Genomic DNA, 18,714 nt, shown 5'->3' on the forward strand with positions numbered 1-18,714 from the left:
TTTTCTTTTTTATCTTTTATACGTTACGTATTCTGCATCTGGTATCGTATCGCCGTCTTGATCTATATTGCCGGACAATTGCTTTATTCTCATTTCAGAGCTTGTAAGAACTACAATTCTGTACTTCACAGCACTGTTCCCAGTGTAGGTAACGGTTAAATCCTTTGTTTCAGAATTGTACTCATATTTTCCTTCTACTTTTGCCACTACATTACAGTTTGTTCCTGTTCCTCCATAAGTAGTAAACGAGGTGTAGTAATCTGTTCTGAACTCCAGTTTGTCATTTACGGAACATCCTGTTGGAACATGCGTATCAATTACAAATTTATCGTCTTTTCCTGATATCGTTTCTTTTTTACTGATCTTCCAATCACCTTTCATCATATCCATTTCATAACCCTGGATATCATCATCGTTACATGAAGTAAGCGCTAACGCTGAAAAGGCAAATAAAAGTAATGGTTTTTTCATTTTTACAAATTTAAGAATATGCTAAAATATAAATAAATTTGAAATATCTCTAATGAAATTAAGGTTTTTTAAACGATTGATTACATAAAAAGCAAATTGGAATAAAAGTTGTAAGAGGAAAGTTTATCCCTGTCTGCTTTATTTTCAGCAGCATAAGAATAAACTTCCATCTTTAATTCTGATACTTTCTGCTTTTAATAGCTCATTTCCACAATTTTAGAAGCATCTTGAGGAGTCAGTTTTCTGTATTCTCCCAAACCAAGCCAGTTTCTCTCTGTAAAAGTTTTTTCCACTCTTTCAGCCGTTCCTTTATAATCTTCTGTGTAATCAGAAAGTTTCGTATCAATATGAAGGCTGTGGAAGAATTCTTCCAGTTTTTTGATTCCCAGTTCTGCCTTTTCTTCTACAGATCCCTCTTTAATTCCCCAGACTCTTTCCGCATACTGAGCCAGTTTACCTTTCTTGGATTCAAAATTATAACGGTAATGCGATGGTGCAATAATGGCTAAAGTTCTTGCGTGATCGATCCCGAAATAAGCCGTCAGTTCGTGTCCCATCGCGTGAACCGCCCAGTCTGTAATCACACCCTTCTGAATCAGTCCGTTAAGAGCCATTGTACAGCACCACATGAAATTTCCGGCAGCGTCATAATCAAATTCCTCCACCAAAACTTTCGGAGCGGTTTCCTGTAAACTGATCAGAATACTTTCTGCAATTCTTTCCTGAAGATCTGCCGAAGAAGGAGCCGTCATATACTGTTCCAAAACGTGAGTATAAGCATCCGTTAAACCATTAACGATCTGTCTTTGCGGAATCGATCTCACCACTTCCGGATCCAGAACCGAGAATTGAGGAAATAATCCGGGACCTCCCGAAGACAATTTTTCGTTGGTTTCTCTTCTGGAAATCACGTACCCCGAATTCATTTCAGAACCTGTTGCAGGAAGCGTAAGAACAGTTCCGAAAGGCATTCCTTCGCCTTCAAAAGTTCTTACAGGTTTCGTAAGAATTTCCCATGGTTCCCCTTCATAATTTGCAGCAGCGGAAAGAAACTTCGTTCCGTCGATTACAGATCCGCCTCCGACAGCCAAGAGAAAAGTAATATTATTTTCTTTGATAAAGCTTAAAGCATTAATTAATACTTCATATTCCGGATTGGCTGGAACTCCGCCGAATTCATGCACTTCATGATCTTTTAAAGCTTCTTTTACCTGATCGTAAACACCGTTGTTTTTGATGCTTCCGCCTCCGTAAATCATTAAAATTTTGGCATCTGCGGGAATTTCTTTTGAAATTTTAGCAATTTCACCTTTTCCGAAAAGTATTTTGGTTGGATTTTTTAGTTCGAAATTAAGCATTGTTCTTAAATTTATTTTAAATCAAAATTACGCAATACCACACAAAAACTAAGTTAATAAAGTTTTAAAATTTTAATGATTCCTTTTTATTAAAACTATTGAATTTTGTTGAATAATCATTTAAAAGATCACATAAGAAGAAAATCAAAGCTTTTCATAGACTAATGTGTTCTGATATAAAGCTTAGAAATTGTTTTAAAATCTTATGTTATTGATGTGTTTAAAAACTTTTAGATTCAATCTACAACACTGTCATTTTGAGCGCAACGAAGTGGAGTCGAAAAATCTCAAAAAACTTCATATGAATAGATTCTTCATTGCATATTGCTTCGTAAAATTTCATTCTGAATGACAGTTTTTTAATATAATACATTAGTCACATAAGTTTAGTTTAATTAAATACTTAGAAGTTCACATAAGAAGAAAATCAAAGATTTTCACAAACTAATGTGTTCTGATATAAAGCTTAGAAATTATTTAAAATCTTATGTGACTAATATGTTTAAAAACTTTTAGATTCAGTCTGTAAAACTGTCATTTTGAGCGCAACGAAGTGGAGTCGAAAAATCTCAAAAAACTTCATATGAATAGATTCTTCATTTCATAATGCTTCGCAAAATTCCATTCAGAATGATAGTTTTTTTTAATATGACACATTAGTCACATAAGTTTAGTTTAATAAAAATAATTAGAAGATCACATAAGAAGAAAATCAAAGATTTTCACAACTAATGTGTTCTGATATAAAGCTTAGAAATTATTTAAAATCTTATGTGACTAATATGTTTAAAAACTTTTAGATTCAGTCTGTAAAACTGTCATTTTGAGCGCAACGAAGTGGAGTCGAAAAATCTCAAAAAACTTCATATGAATAGATTCTTCATTTCATAATGCTTCGCAAAATTCCATTCAGAATGATAGTTTTTTTTAATATGACACATTAGTCACATAAGTTTAGTTTAATAAAAATAATTAGAAGATCACATAAGAAGAAAATCAAAGATTTTCACAACTAATGTGTTCTAATCTAAAGCTTAGAATCATTTTAAAATCTTATGTGACTAATGTGTTTTAAAAACTCTTACATTTAATGTGTAACGCTGTCATTTTGAGCGCAACGAAGTGGAGTCGAAAAATCTCATATTAAGATAGATTTTTCATTGCAAATTGCTTCGCAAAATTTCATTCTGAATACCAAAAAAATTAAAAAACTTTAATAAGCTCCATTACTTTTTACCTCCAATTTTCCTGTTTTTCTATTGATTTTAATGAAAAAAGATTCCTTAGTTTCAGAATTGTTTTTAGATTTTGAAAGATACAGTGAAATGTACTGATCTTCAATTTTATATGAACTCCCCAACTGATTGGAACTGTCAACCGTATATCCGAAAGTATTGGCAATTAAAATAGCTTCCGGAAGATTGTCTACAAATCCGATAAAATCTCTTAGCTGCTGTTCGTTTGAAAAGTATTTCGACTGGCTTTTTTCACAGGCTAAAACGTAGGAAAAACAATTTTCTCCGATGCATTTCTGAAAAAATCCTTTTTCCGGTGCAGGATCATTCAGCGTCATCAAATCCGGCATCTGGCTTTCGTAAATAATGGCTTTATCGGGATCGGGATTATTTCTGAGAACGCTCCAGTATTCGTATTTTTTATCCGGAACGATAAAAGGGTAGAGCAGTTCTGTATTATCAAGGATTTCCGGAATTTTTTTGAAGTCTGAAGGAACGGTTTTCTGGCTGAATATCCAACCTGAGCAAAGCAGTAAAACCGGAAATAATACTTTCATTCTTTTATTTTTGCAAATGTAGCGAACAGAAATTTACTGGAAAATAATTTTGTAGTAGCCGTTCTCGTCTTTCACATCAATTCCAATGCCAGTAAAGGTGAGTTTGTTGATCTGAAAACCATCGCAGCCTCCTTTAAATTCAGATGATTGTATCGTAAAAGTGAAATTTTTAATATTGGAAGTAAAGGTATAATTTTTCGTTCCGTTGTAAGCACCCACATTTTCCAGAATAACCATATCATCATTGGTTTTTGTAAGCTGAATATTGGTCTGGTTTTCCTCCTTCACCGAATAATTGGTAAGCGTTCCGTCTGTTATCAGATTCACATCATTGGAATCCACAAATTTAAAAGCAATCGGCTGTGGCGCATTGTAGCAATCTTCGCCACAGGCGGAGAAAAGGAGAAGGGGAAGTAAGAATAGGAGTATTTTTTTCATGGGATTCAGATTGGTGATTAAGCTTTAGAAATAATTAATGGTAACTGTGAAGATCTATATTGAGTTCTTTCAATACAATGGGATTAAGACCATTGTCAAAATATTCACTCCACACTTTTACACTTTCCTTTCGAATTGTTTCGTGGGATATTTTTTTCTTTTCATTTATAAGATAAGGAGCCCAAAAGCAAAAATCATATGTTTCGGAATCATGTAGAGAATCATTCGGAAATTCCCATAAAATATACGGTAAATCAAGTTCATGATACCAATCAATTAAAAAAATCATTTCATAAATTTCTTTAATCGAAGCTTTTTTTGAAATCCACTTTTTTGTTAGGCGAATCATTAAATTCATATCACGAGACGGTGTAAATTCTGGATTATAGGTGATATTAAGCGGTAAATTATATTGATTTAATAATTCTCGTTTCTTCTTTTCTTCTAAAAATTCGTCTTCTAAATTTTCATCAGAACAATACCAATCGAAAAATGCTTCCTCAAAATGAACTAAATTTTTAATTCGAGTTTCAGTATCAATTATATATTTTTTACGTTCAAATTCATTACAATTTATCAAAAATTGAACTTTTTTTTTACTTCGTCACATTCGATAATGCGTGTATTCTCTAATTCTAAAATTTTTTTTACGACTTTGTCAATTTCATTATTTATGACTTGAATTGATACTTTATCAGCTAATAAAGGTGAAAAATCATATATAGAGTCAAAAGAAATATTTAACCAAATAGGTAAAATAGTCTTTTCTTTATTGAAAATTTCTTTTGAAATTAATCCATTTAATTCTTTTTTAGTCCATTCTTTTCTTAAGAAGTTTTCACTAATTATTACTAGACCATAATTTGATTTTTTAATTCCATTAGAAATTTCTTCAAATAGGGAATCTCCAAATTTTAATGTTAGCTCGTCATACCAAACTTTAAAACCTAATTTCAATAGTTCTTCGGCTAATGGTCTTACAAATGTTTCTTTATCTTCTGATGCATGACTTATAAAAAAGTCATATTCTTTCTTGATTTGATGCATTTTGTTATTTAATGATAATAAATCGAAATTACGACAATTTATCATTTTTAAAAGAATTTTTTAAATAGAATTAAAATGAATTTCTTAAAAATCCCCTACATTTGTTATATGATACACGACCAACGCGCAGAAAAATTCAGGCAGATCGTGGAAAATAAGTTCCAGATCTACAATTCATTGTTTATGAGCCTGCCTTATGATAAAATGACGAATATCGGGATGCTGCTTCCGTTCCTTTGTGAAGAAAGCAAAATCGGCTACGAAGCCGGAAAAACGCCTGAAGAAATCGTTGAAGAATTCTTTAAAAATCATACCGATTTGCAGACTGAAGAACAGAAAACAGAACTTCTTTTCAAAATCATTCAATACATTGAAAGACAGGTGGTTTTGTTTGACAGTATTGAAGATGCTGCATTTCCGAACCTGCATTCCGAAAGTGATAACGGAACGGTAACCAATATGTACGAACGTTCGCTTCAGGATCATAAATTGGAAAAAGTGCGTGAAAAACTAAAAGATTTTGCTATTAAAATTGTGTTTACGGCGCACCCGACACAGTTTTACCCAAATTCTGTACAGAGAATTCTTCACGATCTCAGAAATGCCATTACAACCGATTCTATCACGAATATCGATATGCTTTTGCAGCAGTTGGGAAAAACACCGTTCGTCAATAAAGAAAAACCAACTCCGATTGATGAAGCGTTGAGCATCATTTATTATCTGAGATATGTATATTACGATACCATCGGAGAACTTTTCACGAAAATAAAAACGACATTCGAAAACGATCATTTTCATCTGCATGAAGATCTGATCCAGCTTGGTTTCTGGCCGGGAGGAGACCGCGACGGAAATCCTTTTGTAACGGCAGATGTCACGAAAAGAGTAGCAGAAGAACTGCATACTGCAATTTTAAAAGCCTATTACAACAACCTGAAATCGGTTCGAAGAAGATTGAGTTTCAGAGGCGTTTCGGAGGTTTTAACAAAACTGAGCAACGAACTGTATTCCGCGATTTTCAGAAATGAAAAAATTACGGCAGATGATATTATCAAAAGACTTGAAGAAGCCGAAAAGATTCTTGTGGAGCAGCACAATTCATTGTTCCTTGATCAGTTGGTGAATTTCAAAGACCGTGTGAAGATTTTCGGGACGCATTTTGCGACTCTGGATGTTCGGCAGGACAGCAGAATTCATCAGAAAGTAATTGATGAGGTTTTTGCTAAAGTATTCGGAGCCATTGATGCTACGCACGAAGAAAAATTCAATAAGTTAATTCAGGTTAGTGAAAAAGTAAATCCGGATGATTTTGAAGATATTGTAAAAGATACTTTGCTCACCGTTTCCCAGATTTCAGAAATTCAGCAACTGAACGGTTTAAGAGGAATGAACCGCTATATTATTTCCAATTCCGATGCGATAAAAGATGTGATGAATGTGTATGCGTTTTTTAAAGTCTGCGGTTATCAGGAAGAAGAAATCAATATGGATATCGTTCCGCTTTTCGAAACAATGGAAGGTCTTGCCAACGCAGAAAATGTAATGAACGAATTGTATCAGAATCCTGTTTACAAAAAACATCTGGAAAAAAGAGGAAATCAGCAGACGATTATGTTAGGTTTCTCGGACGGAACGAAAGACGGAGGTTACCTGAAAGCCAACTGGGAAATTTATAAAGCCAAAGAAGTGTTAACGAAACTTTCCGAGCAAAACGGAATTAAGGTCGTGTTCTTCGACGGTCGAGGAGGACCTCCCGCAAGAGGAGGCGGAAAAACCCACGATTTCTATGCTTCACAGGGAAAAACCATTGCGAATAATAAAATTGAATTAACGATTCAGGGACAGACGATTACGAGTATTTTCGGAAATAAAGAACAGGCAAAATATAATTTCGAACAGCTTCTGACCGCCGGAGTGGAAAATGATGTTTTCAAAAATTCGAAAAAAGAATTAACCGAAAAAGAAAGGGCGTTAATCATCGAACTGGCTGAAATCAGTTATCAAAAATATTCAGATCTGAAAGCGCATCCGATGTTTGTACCCTACCTTCAGGAAATGAGTACGCTCGAATATTACGGAAAAACAAATATCGGAAGCCGTCCGTCGAAAAGAGGAGGCGGAAGTGAGCTTAAATTTGAAGATTTAAGAGCGATTCCTTTTGTTGGATCATGGTCGCAGTTGAAGCAGAATGTTCCGGGATTCTTCGGATTTGGTTTTGCGATGCAGCAGTTGAAAGAACAGGGAAGGTTTGATGAAGTAAGAGAATTGTACAGAGGTTCGGATTTCTTTAAAACGTTGGTTTTAAACTCAATGATGAGTATGAACAAGACCTATTTTCCTTTGACGTATTATATTAAAAACAACTCGAAATTCGGCGCATTCTGGAATGTTCTGTTTGATGAATACAATCTTTCCAAAAATATCATGCTGGAATTAACAGGCTTTAAAATGCTACAGGAAGAAGATCCGCTTTCCAGAAAATCGGTGAAAATCCGCGAGAGAATTGTTTTGCCTTTGTTGAGCATTCAGCAATATGCATTAATGAAAATTCAGAAAGGAGAAGGCGATCTGGAAGCATACGGAAAACTGGTGACACGTTCTTTATTCGGAAATATTAATGCGAGCAGAAATTCGGCTTAATAATAAATAATCCGTGTGTCATTCTGAATGCAGTGAAACGGAATGAAGAATCTATAAATATTTTGCTTAGATTTTACTGAATGATGATTTGCAATTAGACATCAGGCTTCGGCTTCGCTCAGCCTTCGGGAATAATAAGAAAACCTCTCGCATTGAGAGGTTTTTCAGTTTATTCTTTTATGAATTTTTCGTAGTAAATTTTATCCTTCGTCTGGATTTTCAGGTAATAAACGCCTTTTGCAAAATCTTCGACTTTTATAGATTTTTGAATATTGGTTTTTGTAATGAATCTCCCTAAGTTATCGTAAACTTCCAAGGATAAAACATCACTTTCTGAAGCTATGTTTAAAATATTTTTAACAGGATTCGGAAAAATGGCAATATTGTTTCTTTTTACCAGTTCCGAAGTGCTTAAAACGTTATTGTAAAGACCTCCGAAATTTAAAATTCCGAATCCCATCTGATCGGTATGATTGGGATAAAGCGATGCATTCTGTCTTAATTTATCCCTCATTAAATCTCTGTTCATTGCCGGGAAAGCCTGAATCAGACAGGCAACACCTCCCGCTGCAATCGGAGTGGCAATGGATGTTCCGCTGACCAAAATTGTCGAATTGTTATTGGTAACACTGGTTGCGGTGGTTCCTCTTGCACTGGCATCGGGTTTTATAACCCCCGCAGAATTCGGACCGAAAGATGAGAACGTGGAAGAAGCTCCTGAAGAATCTACGGCTCCGATGGTAAAGACTTTTGCATTATCCGCTGGAGTTAGAATATAATGCCATGTTTGAGCTCCTGAATTTCCTGCGGCAAATAATGTGAAAATTCCTTTGTTAACAGCTATTTCGGCTCCTCTTGCAATAAAGGAAGTGGTTCCGTTCAGGTTGGCGTAAGTGTAGTTGTATTTCGGATCATCAAAAGTACCATAACCTAAAGATGTTGTAATCATATCAACGCCTTTTCGGTCGGCTTCTTCAGCAGCTTCAATCCAGTACAGCTCTTCTTCTGGAATTTCGATTGCTGCATTTTCACTTCGGTACAGATAAAAATCCGCATCCGGAGCGGAACCTACAAAAGTATCCTGAACATATCCTCCGATTGCGCCCAAAATAGCAGAACCGTGATTATTAAGCGAAGTATTGTAAATGTCTGTGCCTTTGGTTACAAAATCATATCCGCCTTTGATGTGTCCGTTGGTCCATAATCTTGAAAAAGCAGAACCTGTATTTGCATAAGGAAATCCTGTATCAATCACGGCAATGGTAACTCCGGTTCCTGTGTATCCTGCCAAATGAAGCGGACGGAGATTGATCTGGTCGATCTGTGCGGAACCTGAACCATAGTCAAAAGTGGTTAAATTTTTATTAGCGGGATCTGTTGGATTATCCCACTTATTCTGATGGCTTAATTTTGTTCCTCCGGAAGAATTTCTGGCAAAACTTTCTACAGACTGTACATAATTCTGCGCCTGAAGCGTGGCAATCTGAGCCGGAGTTGCATTTACGGCAACCCCATTCAGCCATTTTGAGTAATCGGTTACGGTGAACCCTAAATTCTGAATATTGGTAATGTAAGTCGGTTCTATCGGAGCATCCTGATCATTCAGCGTAATTCCTAACGAAGTACGTCTGTTAAGGGATTTTTGAGATAATTCTGATAACGGATTTGCATAGAATGCAGCCTTGTTCGGTTTGTCTTTAAAAAATACAAAAACAAGCGATGTCTGTGCAAAACTGGCAGAGTAACCCGCTAAGAGACAAAAAAGTAAAGTTTTTTTCATGTATTTATTTTGTATAAAGATAAAACAAAATCAATAAAATTTTTGAAGGGATTTTAAATTCCTTATTTTTACAGAAATATTTATTTATGAAAAAGATTCAAATGGTTGACTTACAAAGTCAGTATTACAAGATAAAAAATGATGTGGATAATGCCGTTTTAAATGTAATGGATTCAGCGGCTTTTATCAATGGTCCTGAAGTAAAGTCTTTCCAGAATGAATTAGAGTCCTATCTGGACGTAAAACATGTTATTCCCTGTGCAAACGGGACAGATGCACTTCAGATTGCTTTAATGGGTCTTGATCTGAAGGAAGGTGATGAAATCATTACGGCAGATTTTACTTTTGCGGCAACTGTGGAAGTTATTCATTTGCTTAAACTTAAATCGGTTTTAGTGGATGTGGATTATGATACTTTCACCATTTCAACAGAGGCGATTAAAAAAGGCATTACTCCGAAAACAAAAGCGATTATTCCGGTACATATTTTCGGACAGTGCGCGAATATGGAAGAAATTTTAAAAATTGCTGAAGAGCACAATTTATATGTAATTGAAGACAATGCACAGGCAATCGGTTCCGAATTCACTTTTTCAGACGGAACCATAAAAAAAGCGGGAACCATGTCTACGGTGGGAACGACTTCTTTCTTTCCTTCTAAAAATTTAGGATGCTATGGAGACGGAGGAGCAATTTTCACGAATAATGATGATCTGGCGCACCGTTTAAGAGGAATTGTAAACCACGGAATGTACCAAAGATATTATCATGATGAGGTTGGCGTAAATTCAAGATTAGACAGTGTTCAGGCTGCTATTTTGAGAAAAAAACTTCCACATCTCGATAACTATAACGAAGCAAGAGGAAGAGCAGCAGATTATTATGATGAAGCTTTTGCCGGACATGAACATATTTTAACTCCAAAGAGAGCTGATTATTCAACGCATGTTTTTCACCAGTATACTTTAAGAATTCTAAACGGAAAGCGTAATGATTTGCAAAAATTCTTAGCTGAAAAGGAAATTCCGGCAATGATCTATTATCCGGTAGCTTTAAGAAAACAAAAAGCCTATTTTCAGGAAAGTAACGATGCCGATTTTGTGAATACAGATAAATTATTAGATCAGGTAATTTCTCTTCCGATGCACACTGAACTGGATGATGAGCAGCTGAAGTATATTACGGATGCGGTGTTGGAGTTTATGGGATAAGTTATGCTTCACGACGAAAGGATATTGAAAAATAAGTTTGCTTATTTTTTTACAATTGTTTTTGTATTCTGTTGGATAATATTTTTTGCATACAATATGTTTAATCTTTTTTTAATGGATTACGGATTAAAGGAAGAATATCTTCAAATTAAGATACCTATTTATATATTGTATTTTTTAATATTTCCATTATTGGTTATTACTTTTATAAGTATTTTTAGAGAGTCAAGGAAAATGTTTATATACTTAAATATCTCTTTGTTCTTTATGATTATTTTTCATGCAATATTTTTTGTCGTTAGATATCAAAAAGCTATTGATCCCACAAGATTTCTATTATCTTATATATTTTTTAATTTATTATTTGTGATAGTTCCGACTGTATTAATAAATTATTGGAAGCATTTGCCAGTTGACAATGAAATAGAAAGTATAGGAACACACAATGATTAACAAATAAAAATTAATAAAACATAACTTTGTCAAAGTTTAAATCTTTGACAAAGTTAAAAACATAACCATGGAGATAAGGGGAACTCATTTGGAAATAGATAAGTTTTATCATATTTTTAACATAGGAATTAATTCTAAACTAACTTTCTTAAGTAATGAAAATTATAATTATTTTCTTCAGAAGGTTAAAGTATATTTAGTTCCTTATTTTAATATTTATGCTTATTGTTTAATGCCAAATCATTTTCATTTTCTTCTCAAAGTAAAGTCTGTCGAAGAAATAGCTTTTTCTGAAAAAAAGAGTGGACTCAATTCCGAAGATGGGTTTTTCAGTAAAGGCATTGGCAAATTGATTAGCAGCTATACTCAGTCTTTTAATAAAGTATATCAAAGAAGCGGACCCATTTTTGAGTCACCTTTCAAAAGAATTCATATAGATTCTGATGATTATCTTAGAAATTTAATTGTATATGTTCATCAAAATCCAGAAAATTTTCATACTTATAAGTTTTCATCTTATCCCGCAATAATTTCCAATGCAGAAACCAATATTATGCGTAAGGATGTTTTGGAGCTATTTGGCAACCGTGAAAATTTTATACAGTATCACTTAAAAGAAATTAACTTAAACTTTGTCAAAGATTTTTAACTTTGACAAAGTATTTAAAAATTAAAAATGGCAATACTCGTAACAGGAGGTTTAGGATATATCGGTTCCCATACGGTGGTGGAACTTTTAAATAACAATTTTGAGGTTGTTATTGTAGACGATTTATCGCATTCCGAGAGATTTATATTAAAAAATATTGAGGAAATTACAGGGAAAAAACCTGTTTTTTATCCTTTTGATTTAAAAAGAAAAGAACTTTTAACGCAGGTTTTTGATGCTCATAAAATTGAGGGGTGTATCAACTTTGCGGCATTCAAAGCGGTGGGTGAAAGTCAGGTAAAACCTGTTGATTACTATGAGAACAATTTGTTTTCGTTAATCAATATTCTGCAGGAATTTAAAGAAAGAGGAATTTCAAACTTTATTTTCAGCTCATCCTGCACGGTTTACGGACAGGCGGATGAAATGCCGATCCATGAAAATACTCCGTTAAAAATGCCTGAAAGCGTTTACGGAAAGACAAAACAGATGGGAGAGGAGATCCTGACTGACTTTGCAAAAGCATATCACCGTAAAATTTCTTTATTGAGATATTTCAATCCGATCGGAGCGCATCCTTCCGGGAAAATCGGGGAACTGCCTATTGGAATTCCGAATAATTTAGTACCTTACGTGATGCAAACTGCGGCAGGAATTCGCGAGAAGTTGAGTGTTTGGGGAAATGATTATCCTACCGAAGACGGAACGGCAGTTCGTGATTATATTTATATTGTGGATTTGGCTAAAGCCCATGTTGCAGCACTGAAAAAATTAATGGAAGACGATTCTGATCATGCTGTGATTGATATTTTTAACTTAGGAACAGGAAAAGGTTCATCGGTTCTGGAAGTAGTAAAAGCTTTCGAAACAGCAAATGATGTGAAAGTTCCTTACCAGATCTGCGACAGAAGAGAAGGAGATATTACCATTGCTTATGCAAACGTAGATAAAGCCCAAAAAGAGCTTAACTGGAAGTCTGAAACGTCTCTGGAAGAGGCATTAAGAACAGTTTGGCAGTGGCAAAAATATTTAGAAACAAGAAACACTTAATAATTTGTACAAAAAAGAAGATATTTATATGAAAACACAAAGAATAGGCATCACGTTTTCGTCATTCGATCTGCTTCACGCAGGACATATCAAAATGCTTGAAGAAGCAAAAACGGTATGTGACTACCTTATCGTAGGTTTGCAGATTGATCCCTCTCATGATCGTCCAACCAAAAATAAGCCGACTCAGACGATCGTAGAGAGATATATTCAGCTAAAAGCAGTAAATGCTGTTGATGAGATTATTCCATATTACACAGAGGAAGATCTCCTGGATATTTTAAAATCTTTCGTAATTGATGTAAGAATTATCGGGGACGATTATTTAGACAGAGATTTCACCGGTAAAAAATACTGCGAAGAAAAAGGAATTGAGATTTTTTACAATAAAAGAGATCACAGGTTTTCTTCCAGCGATTTAAGAAAAAGAATCTACGAAGCCGAACTTCAGAAACTGGAAAAAGCAGAAGCTGCAAAATAAAAAAATCCCGAATTTAATTTCGGGATTTTTTGTTTGTATGAAAGGCGGATTACATTGGTCCTCCTTGCTGATCGTCTCCGGTTGCATTGGAGTTGATGTCTTTTTTACGTTTTGGCTGCTCTACTTTTTCGTTTCCTTGCTTGAATCTGTAGGTTAAAGATAAAGCAAATTGTCTTGGCTGCCATTGCATATAAGAATCTCTTATACTGTTTGCAGTGTATGTTGTAGCCTGCATTGCTCTCGTATTGAAAATATCCTGAATATTGAAAGATATCGTTCCATTACCATCCCAAATCGTTTTTGATGCTCCGAAGTTAATGGCATACATATCTTTTCTGTCCTGATAAGCAGTTTTTTGTCCTCCTCTGTAGAAACCTTGAATCTGGAAATTAAAAGTTTTGTCGACTTTAAAAGTTGTGGTAAGTCTTGCTCTTGTTGAAAAACCACTACCGTTAAAATCTGCAACTGCCTGAATAGGATTTCCGTTTTTGTCGAATGTGTCATACAAAGTGCTGCCTTTGGTATTATATCCAAATAAATCTACGTTACCTAAAAATTTAAGCCAGCTTGTTGCATCCCAGTTAAAATTCAGATCTAAACCGTAACGGTCATCAGATCCCAAATTAATTGGCTTGGTATGAGATTCAATACGTCTTGGTATAATAAGACTTCCATTTTCATCTTCTGCAAGTTTATTATAAACTAACATTTTTGTATCATCGGTCTGATGTCTGAAATACAAAGTCGGGTTAATAGTGAATTTCTTTTTAGAAATACTGTAACCGAACTCGTAAGAATCTACGTAGGAAGGATTCAGATCAATATTTCCGTCAAAAATATTTTGATTATCACTATAATTCGGGTTAGGAATCATAAAGAATGATCTTGGACGATCAATTCTTCTCGCATAGTTTAGTAAAAGCTGATTGTCTTTAGCAAATTCATAGCTTAAATAAACACTTGGAAACAGATTATTATAATTCTTTGTAGTAATTATAGCCTTATCCTTAGGAGATAAATTGGCATAATTAATATCGATATTAGAGATTTCATCTCTTAATCCTAATTGATAGCTTATTTTTCCGATCTTACTTTTAAACTGCAAATAAAAAGCATTAAATGTTTCTTTATACGTTGCGTCATAGGTGTAAGGTCTTAAGAATGATAAGGTAGGATTTAAAGCTGTACTTTCCTGAACATCATTGCTGTAATCATTAGAGTTGATGTCTATTCTGTATCCTGCCTCTAATTTGGAATACTCTCCAATCGGCAATTCGTAATCTGCTTTACCAATTAACGTTTTATTTTTAGTGTTCTGGTTTACAATATCCTTAAGGCTGAATATTCCATTTCTGGTTTCATCAATATTGGTATCATTAAAAGATCTGTTGCTTTGTAAACTTAGTGATACGGATAAATTCTGACCTTTATCGTCAAATTTATGATCTATTCCAAAATCTCCCTGAAAAGCAAGATTGTTATTTGTACCCAAAGTTCTTCTGTTAGAAGATGAACTTGGATTACTTAAATAAAAATAGCTGTAGTCAATATTTCCGTCATTTTCACTGTCAAAAGTTCTCACCGTACCGGAGGCGTTAAGTGAAGTTTTTGGAGAAATGTCGTATACAACTCCTGCGGAAGCGTTGTAATTGTTATTCTTACTGTTGGTTACTGAATTTTGATGTCTTTCCGTAAAATCGCTTGCGGCAATAGCATTAGAGAAATAATCGTCGCTTCTGTTTGTATTTTTAGATTCTCTATAACCACCTCCGCCATTAAGAAACCATGAGAAGTTTCCCTTTCTCCAGCTTAAATTGGTATTAAGGTTTGTTTGTGGCAAATATCCTAAAGTTCCGGTAACACTTCCGTTGAAGCCTGTTTTCTTATTTTTCTTAAGAATAATATTTAAGATACCTGCTGTTCCGCTTGCCTCAAATTTTGATGAAGGGTTGGTAATTACTTCAATTTTCTCGATCTGATCTGCCGGAATACTCTGCAACGCATTGGCTCCGTCATCAATTCCAAGAAGGGCAGAAGGTTTTCCGTTGATCAAAAATTTCACATTAGAACTTCCTCTCATAGAAACCGTTCCGTCTGTGTCTACAGAAACCGAAGGAACGTTGGAAAGGACATCCTGAAGATTTCCACCTTTACTTACAATATCCTGAGACGGATCATATGTTCTTTTATCCAGTTCCACCTTGTAAGGCTTCGTAGCCTGAGCTGTGATCACAACTCCCTGAATGTCTCCTGTTTTCAGATTGGTAGCGCTTTTTTCAGGGTCGATTGATAAAGCACCGATGTTTCCTGCCGCAGTAATTTGTTTGTTAACTACACTTTTCTGGTAATCGATTGCTTCAATAGTAATGTCGTAAGCTCCCGGAGCAAGATCAAGCTTGTACTGACCTTTTTCGTCGGTAAGCGTAGCATCACTGAACTGTTTGTTTGCCTTGTTACTGAAGGTAACAGAAGCGTAAGGAACGGGCTGGTTGTTCTTGCTGACCACCGACCCGGAAATACCGACCTTCTCCTGTGCAAAAGCCAATGCTGCTGCCGAAAGTACAAAAGTAAGCCCTAAGGTTTTCTTTGTAAAAATGTTAATGATTTCCGTCTGATTCATAAGGTATTTTTTGTGTAAAATCGTGAAAGATTTTGCTTAATATTATGAAATTGTTAATGTGTTTAAATTTCAGAATATTAAGTTTAATTTATTATTTGTAAGGTATATGTCGAATTAAAAAGCCAAATGTTAGTTATAGAATTGTTAAAAAAAAGTTAATATGATTATTATTTTATATTTTTTGAATTCAGCCAGTCCTGATAAGCTTTTGCATTAATAGCATGTTGCTCTGCACTCGCTGTAAATTTGTGGTATCCGAATCTCACAGGATCGGCACACATAAAAATATAATCGTTCTTTTCTGCATTTAACACTGCATCCACAGAATTTTTATCTACTACGCAAATAGGTCCCGGAGGAATTCCTTTGTTTGCATACGTGTTGTATGGCGATGGAGTAGACAGATGCTTATAAAAAACCCTTTTGATCTGTTCCTTAAAATTTGTCTGCTTATTGATTGCATAAATTACCGTTGGATCAGATTGAAGCTTCATTCCTTTTTTATAACGGTTAAGATACAATCCTGCAATCGTTTTCTGTTCGTCCTTTTTTCCTCCCGATTCCTTGTATACAATAGAAGCCAGAGCATAAATCTGATCTCTCGTTAAACCGGATTGCTGTTCTTTAGACTTTCTTTCGCTGTTCCAGAATTCATTATACTGATCATCAAATTTTTTGAAAAATTCTTTCGGAGTTACCGTCCAGAAAAAATTGTACGTATCAATAAAGAAATACTTTTTTAAATCTTCCGCATTGTTATATCCTTTTTCGGCAGCAATCGAATTGAAATCATTCACAAATTGTAAAGAATCCTGTTCTGTTTTTTTTGTTACTTTACCAATCATCTGATAAACATCCCCAAAATCACCAATTCTGAAGCTGTTCTCACTCTGATTTCCTGCTTTAATCATATTAACCAAATTCGCGTTCCCTAAACCTTTCTGAAAGTGATAACGTCCCGGTTTGAAATACTTGTCTAGATCTTTTTCTTTCGCAACAGCTTCAAAAGCTTCTTTATTATCGACGTATTTCGCCGCAGAATCAAGGATTTGTTTAAAATTTGCCTGATGAGGAATCAAAACATATCCGTCTTTTTCGATGTTATTACCGTAATATTTTCTATAAAATTTAAATCCAAAAAATCCTCCTGCTACAAAAACAAGCAGGATGATGATAAGAATAGCTTTCTTCATTTAAATGGTGATTAAAAGTTTTGCTTTTTTAAATAAGGTCTATTTTACCTCTAAAAACCTGCTTTGCAGGACCTTCGAGCCAGATATTCTGAAAAGTGTCTCCGTTTTTTTCAGCATATACTTTCAGATTTCCGCCCAAAGTTTTAACTTTTACAGAGATTAGATGGTTATTTTGCAGAAAAGTTAAAGCCGAAGCTGTAACTCCGGTTCCGCAACTGTACGTTTCGTCCTCAACGCCTCGTTCATAGGTTCTTACGAAAATCTCATCATCCGAAATTTTTTCCATAAAATTCACATTGATGCCTTTTTCCTTATAATTTTCAGAATTTCTGATGCTGTTTCCTTCCGCAAAAACGTTGTAGTTAACGATATCTTCCACATATTTCACGTAATGCGGCGAACCCGTATCCATCACCGTATCCTCTCCGTCATTGGAAATGGTAGCAACATCGCTCATTTTTAATTTTACAATTCCATTGTGGATTTCGGCAATATGCTCTCCATCGATAGCGGTAAATTTGCAGTTGCCTTCAAAAATATCAAGGAAAAAAGCGAACGCTACAGAACATCTCGCCCCGTTTCCGCAAAAACTTTTAGAGCCGTCTGAATTGTAATAATCGACTTCAAAATCATACCCTTTCGCTGTGTTTATTTTGATAAGTCCGTCTGCACCGATCCCGAAACGGCGGTCGCAAAGTTTCTGAATATTCTCAATGGAAAGATCATCCCATTCTCCGGAACGATTGTCTATCATTACAAAATCGTTTCCTGTACCCTGATATTTATAAAATTCCATATTTCTTAATAGAATGTTTGTTTTAAAAATTGAAACTGCAAAATTACTATAATTAAAACGAAAACGAACAGTGTTAGCTGCCCGTTTCCTTATTTATAATGGTTTTATCTGAATCCGCCTCCGCTTCTCGTTGGTTGAGGAGAAGTTGTCTGCGGTTGAGGAGTCGAAGCTCCCGAACTGTTTCTGAATCCTCCGCTGTTTGAATTCGTATTGCTTCCGGAATTATTTCTAAAGCCACTGTTTGAATTGCTGTTCCCCGAATTATTTCGGAAACCTCCGTTGTTCTGAGGTCGTGGAGTTGTTGTATTCTGCTGTGGATTTCTGAATCCGTTATTCGGTCTCTGGTTTGTATTCTGTCCGTTGTTCGGTCTGAAACTTCCGTTCGAACTTCCGTCGTTTACACCGCCTCTGAAACCGTTATTAGGTCTTGCCGAAGTCGTTCCGTTCGATCCTGATCTTCTTTCAACATAAACTTTTCTTCTGGAGTTATTATAATTCTGGTAATAATAAGGCATTCCATTATCATAATAATACGTATAATCGTTTCTGTAATAATATCCGTCGTTTCCCCAATATCCGCCGTTTCCGTAATATCCCTGAGGCGCATAATAATATCCGTTGTCATAATAAGGATCTCCGTAATTATTGGCATAAGGATCCGAATATATCGCGCAGGAAGTTAAACTTGCCATTGTAATTAAGCTGAATGCTATTTTAAATAAATTTTTCATG

General features: G+C 34.9%; 16 protein-coding genes. 5 read left to right on the plus strand and 11 right to left on the minus strand.

The features are described 5' to 3' along the window. Positions 1 to 9 precede the first annotated feature (9 nt). From PFY09_RS00280 to PFY09_RS00305, 6 genes are all read right to left on the minus strand, one after another. Positions 10 to 471, minus strand: coding sequence for a lipocalin-like domain-containing protein (locus PFY09_RS00280; protein WP_076393510.1), 462 nt, complete (start codon positions 469 to 471; stop codon positions 10 to 12). 194 nt (positions 472 to 665) lie between these two features. Beyond that, a complete protein-coding gene (locus PFY09_RS00285) occupies positions 666 to 1,829 on the minus strand; it encodes an iron-containing alcohol dehydrogenase (RefSeq protein WP_271160999.1) in 1,164 nt (387 codons plus the stop codon). 1,213 nt (positions 1,830 to 3,042) lie between these two features. Beyond that, complete coding sequence (locus PFY09_RS00290; RefSeq protein WP_271161000.1) at positions 3,043 to 3,621, minus strand: hypothetical protein; 579 nt, start codon at positions 3,619 to 3,621, stop codon at positions 3,043 to 3,045. 33 nt (positions 3,622 to 3,654) lie between these two features. Beyond that, entirely contained in the window at positions 3,655 to 4,059 is a 405-nt protein-coding gene (locus tag PFY09_RS00295) for a hypothetical protein (protein WP_087710837.1), read from the minus strand. Between the two features lie 34 nt (positions 4,060 to 4,093). Further along, on the minus strand, positions 4,094 to 4,639 hold the full coding sequence (locus PFY09_RS00300; RefSeq protein ID WP_271161001.1) for a hypothetical protein: 546 nt from the start codon (positions 4,637 to 4,639) through the stop codon (positions 4,094 to 4,096). Continuing rightward, a complete protein-coding gene (locus tag PFY09_RS00305) occupies positions 4,636 to 5,106 on the minus strand; it encodes a toll/interleukin-1 receptor domain-containing protein (protein WP_271161002.1) in 471 nt (156 codons plus the stop codon). Before PFY09_RS00305 ends, PFY09_RS00300 begins: the two co-directional genes overlap by 4 nt. Before the next feature lie 108 nt (positions 5,107 to 5,214). On the opposite strand from PFY09_RS00305, the gene PFY09_RS00310 reads away from it, so the two are divergent. After that, the gene (locus tag PFY09_RS00310) at positions 5,215 to 7,749 is read left to right on the plus strand and encodes a phosphoenolpyruvate carboxylase (protein WP_271161003.1); all 2,535 of its coding nucleotides are present in this window, start codon (positions 5,215 to 5,217) and stop codon (positions 7,747 to 7,749) included. A 169-nt stretch (positions 7,750 to 7,918) separates the two neighbouring features. On the opposite strand, the gene PFY09_RS00315 is transcribed toward PFY09_RS00310, so the two are convergent. Continuing rightward, on the minus strand, positions 7,919 to 9,529 hold the full coding sequence (locus tag PFY09_RS00315) for a S8 family peptidase (RefSeq protein ID WP_271161004.1): 1,611 nt from the start codon (positions 9,527 to 9,529) through the stop codon (positions 7,919 to 7,921). A gap of 86 nt (positions 9,530 to 9,615) precedes the next feature. On the opposite strand from PFY09_RS00315, the gene PFY09_RS00320 reads away from it, so the two are divergent. From PFY09_RS00320 to PFY09_RS00335, 4 genes are all read left to right on the plus strand, one after another. Beyond that, entirely contained in the window at positions 9,616 to 10,740 is a 1,125-nt protein-coding gene (locus PFY09_RS00320; RefSeq protein ID WP_271161005.1) for a DegT/DnrJ/EryC1/StrS family aminotransferase, read from the plus strand. 520 nt (positions 10,741 to 11,260) lie between these two features. Continuing rightward, on the plus strand, positions 11,261 to 11,842 hold the full coding sequence (locus PFY09_RS00325) for a hypothetical protein (RefSeq protein WP_271161006.1): 582 nt from the start codon (positions 11,261 to 11,263) through the stop codon (positions 11,840 to 11,842). A 27-nt stretch (positions 11,843 to 11,869) separates the two neighbouring features. Continuing rightward, positions 11,870 to 12,892: a UDP-glucose 4-epimerase GalE gene (gene galE, locus PFY09_RS00330; RefSeq protein WP_271161007.1), complete on the plus strand. Its 1,023-nt coding sequence runs from the start codon at positions 11,870 to 11,872 to the stop codon at positions 12,890 to 12,892. A gap of 28 nt (positions 12,893 to 12,920) precedes the next feature. Further along, entirely contained in the window at positions 12,921 to 13,373 is a 453-nt protein-coding gene (locus PFY09_RS00335) for an adenylyltransferase/cytidyltransferase family protein (protein WP_076393532.1), read from the plus strand. A 49-nt stretch (positions 13,374 to 13,422) separates the two neighbouring features. Here PFY09_RS00335 and PFY09_RS00340 read toward each other — a convergent pair whose 3' ends face one another. From PFY09_RS00340 to PFY09_RS00355, 4 genes are all read right to left on the minus strand, one after another. Continuing rightward, a complete protein-coding gene (locus PFY09_RS00340; RefSeq protein ID WP_271161008.1) occupies positions 13,423 to 15,993 on the minus strand; it encodes a TonB-dependent receptor domain-containing protein in 2,571 nt (856 codons plus the stop codon). A gap of 167 nt (positions 15,994 to 16,160) precedes the next feature. Next, on the minus strand, positions 16,161 to 17,186 hold the full coding sequence (gene mltG, locus PFY09_RS00345) for an endolytic transglycosylase MltG (RefSeq protein WP_271161009.1): 1,026 nt from the start codon (positions 17,184 to 17,186) through the stop codon (positions 16,161 to 16,163). Positions 17,187 to 17,214: 28 nt separating this feature from the next. Beyond that, positions 17,215 to 17,982: a diaminopimelate epimerase gene (dapF, locus tag PFY09_RS00350; protein ID WP_087706375.1), complete on the minus strand. Its 768-nt coding sequence runs from the start codon at positions 17,980 to 17,982 to the stop codon at positions 17,215 to 17,217. A gap of 104 nt (positions 17,983 to 18,086) precedes the next feature. After that, positions 18,087 to 18,713 (minus strand): hypothetical protein, encoded by a 627-nt coding sequence (locus tag PFY09_RS00355; RefSeq protein ID WP_116099522.1) that lies wholly within the window; start codon positions 18,711 to 18,713, stop codon positions 18,087 to 18,089. Position 18,714 lies beyond the last annotated feature (1 nt).

The organism is Chryseobacterium gambrini (genome assembly GCF_027920505.1).
Classification (GTDB): Bacteria; Bacteroidota; Bacteroidia; order Flavobacteriales; family Weeksellaceae; genus Chryseobacterium; species Chryseobacterium gambrini.

What these genes read in the sequence shown, in the direction of transcription:
- mltG (WP_271161009.1), bottom strand. Translation starts at nt 17,186, where the DNA reads ATGAAGAAAGCTATTCTTATCATCATCCTGCTTGTTTTTGTAGCAGGA.
- PFY09_RS00285 (WP_271160999.1), bottom strand. Translation starts at nt 1,829, where the DNA reads ATGCTTAATTTCGAACTAAAAAATCCAACCAAAATACTTTTCGGAAAA.
- PFY09_RS00305 (WP_271161002.1), bottom strand. Translation starts at nt 5,106, where the DNA reads ATGCATCAAATCAAGAAAGAATATGACTTTTTTATAAGTCATGCATCA.
- PFY09_RS00325 (WP_271161006.1), top strand. Translation starts at nt 11,261, where the DNA reads ATGGAGATAAGGGGAACTCATTTGGAAATAGATAAGTTTTATCATATT.
- PFY09_RS00310 (WP_271161003.1), top strand. Translation starts at nt 5,215, where the DNA reads ATGATACACGACCAACGCGCAGAAAAATTCAGGCAGATCGTGGAAAAT.
- PFY09_RS00320 (WP_271161005.1), top strand. Translation starts at nt 9,616, where the DNA reads ATGAAAAAGATTCAAATGGTTGACTTACAAAGTCAGTATTACAAGATA.
- PFY09_RS00355 (WP_116099522.1), bottom strand. Translation starts at nt 18,713, where the DNA reads ATGAAAAATTTATTTAAAATAGCATTCAGCTTAATTACAATGGCAAGT.
- PFY09_RS00295 (WP_087710837.1), bottom strand. Translation starts at nt 4,059, where the DNA reads ATGAAAAAAATACTCCTATTCTTACTTCCCCTTCTCCTTTTCTCCGCC.
- galE (WP_271161007.1), top strand. Translation starts at nt 11,870, where the DNA reads ATGGCAATACTCGTAACAGGAGGTTTAGGATATATCGGTTCCCATACG.
- PFY09_RS00290 (WP_271161000.1), bottom strand. Translation starts at nt 3,621, where the DNA reads ATGAAAGTATTATTTCCGGTTTTACTGCTTTGCTCAGGTTGGATATTC.
- PFY09_RS00335 (WP_076393532.1), top strand. Translation starts at nt 12,921, where the DNA reads ATGAAAACACAAAGAATAGGCATCACGTTTTCGTCATTCGATCTGCTT.
- PFY09_RS00315 (WP_271161004.1), bottom strand. Translation starts at nt 9,529, where the DNA reads ATGAAAAAAACTTTACTTTTTTGTCTCTTAGCGGGTTACTCTGCCAGT.
- PFY09_RS00280 (WP_076393510.1), bottom strand. Translation starts at nt 471, where the DNA reads ATGAAAAAACCATTACTTTTATTTGCCTTTTCAGCGTTAGCGCTTACT.
- PFY09_RS00340 (WP_271161008.1), bottom strand. Translation starts at nt 15,993, where the DNA reads ATGAATCAGACGGAAATCATTAACATTTTTACAAAGAAAACCTTAGGG.
- dapF (WP_087706375.1), bottom strand. Translation starts at nt 17,982, where the DNA reads ATGGAATTTTATAAATATCAGGGTACAGGAAACGATTTTGTAATGATA.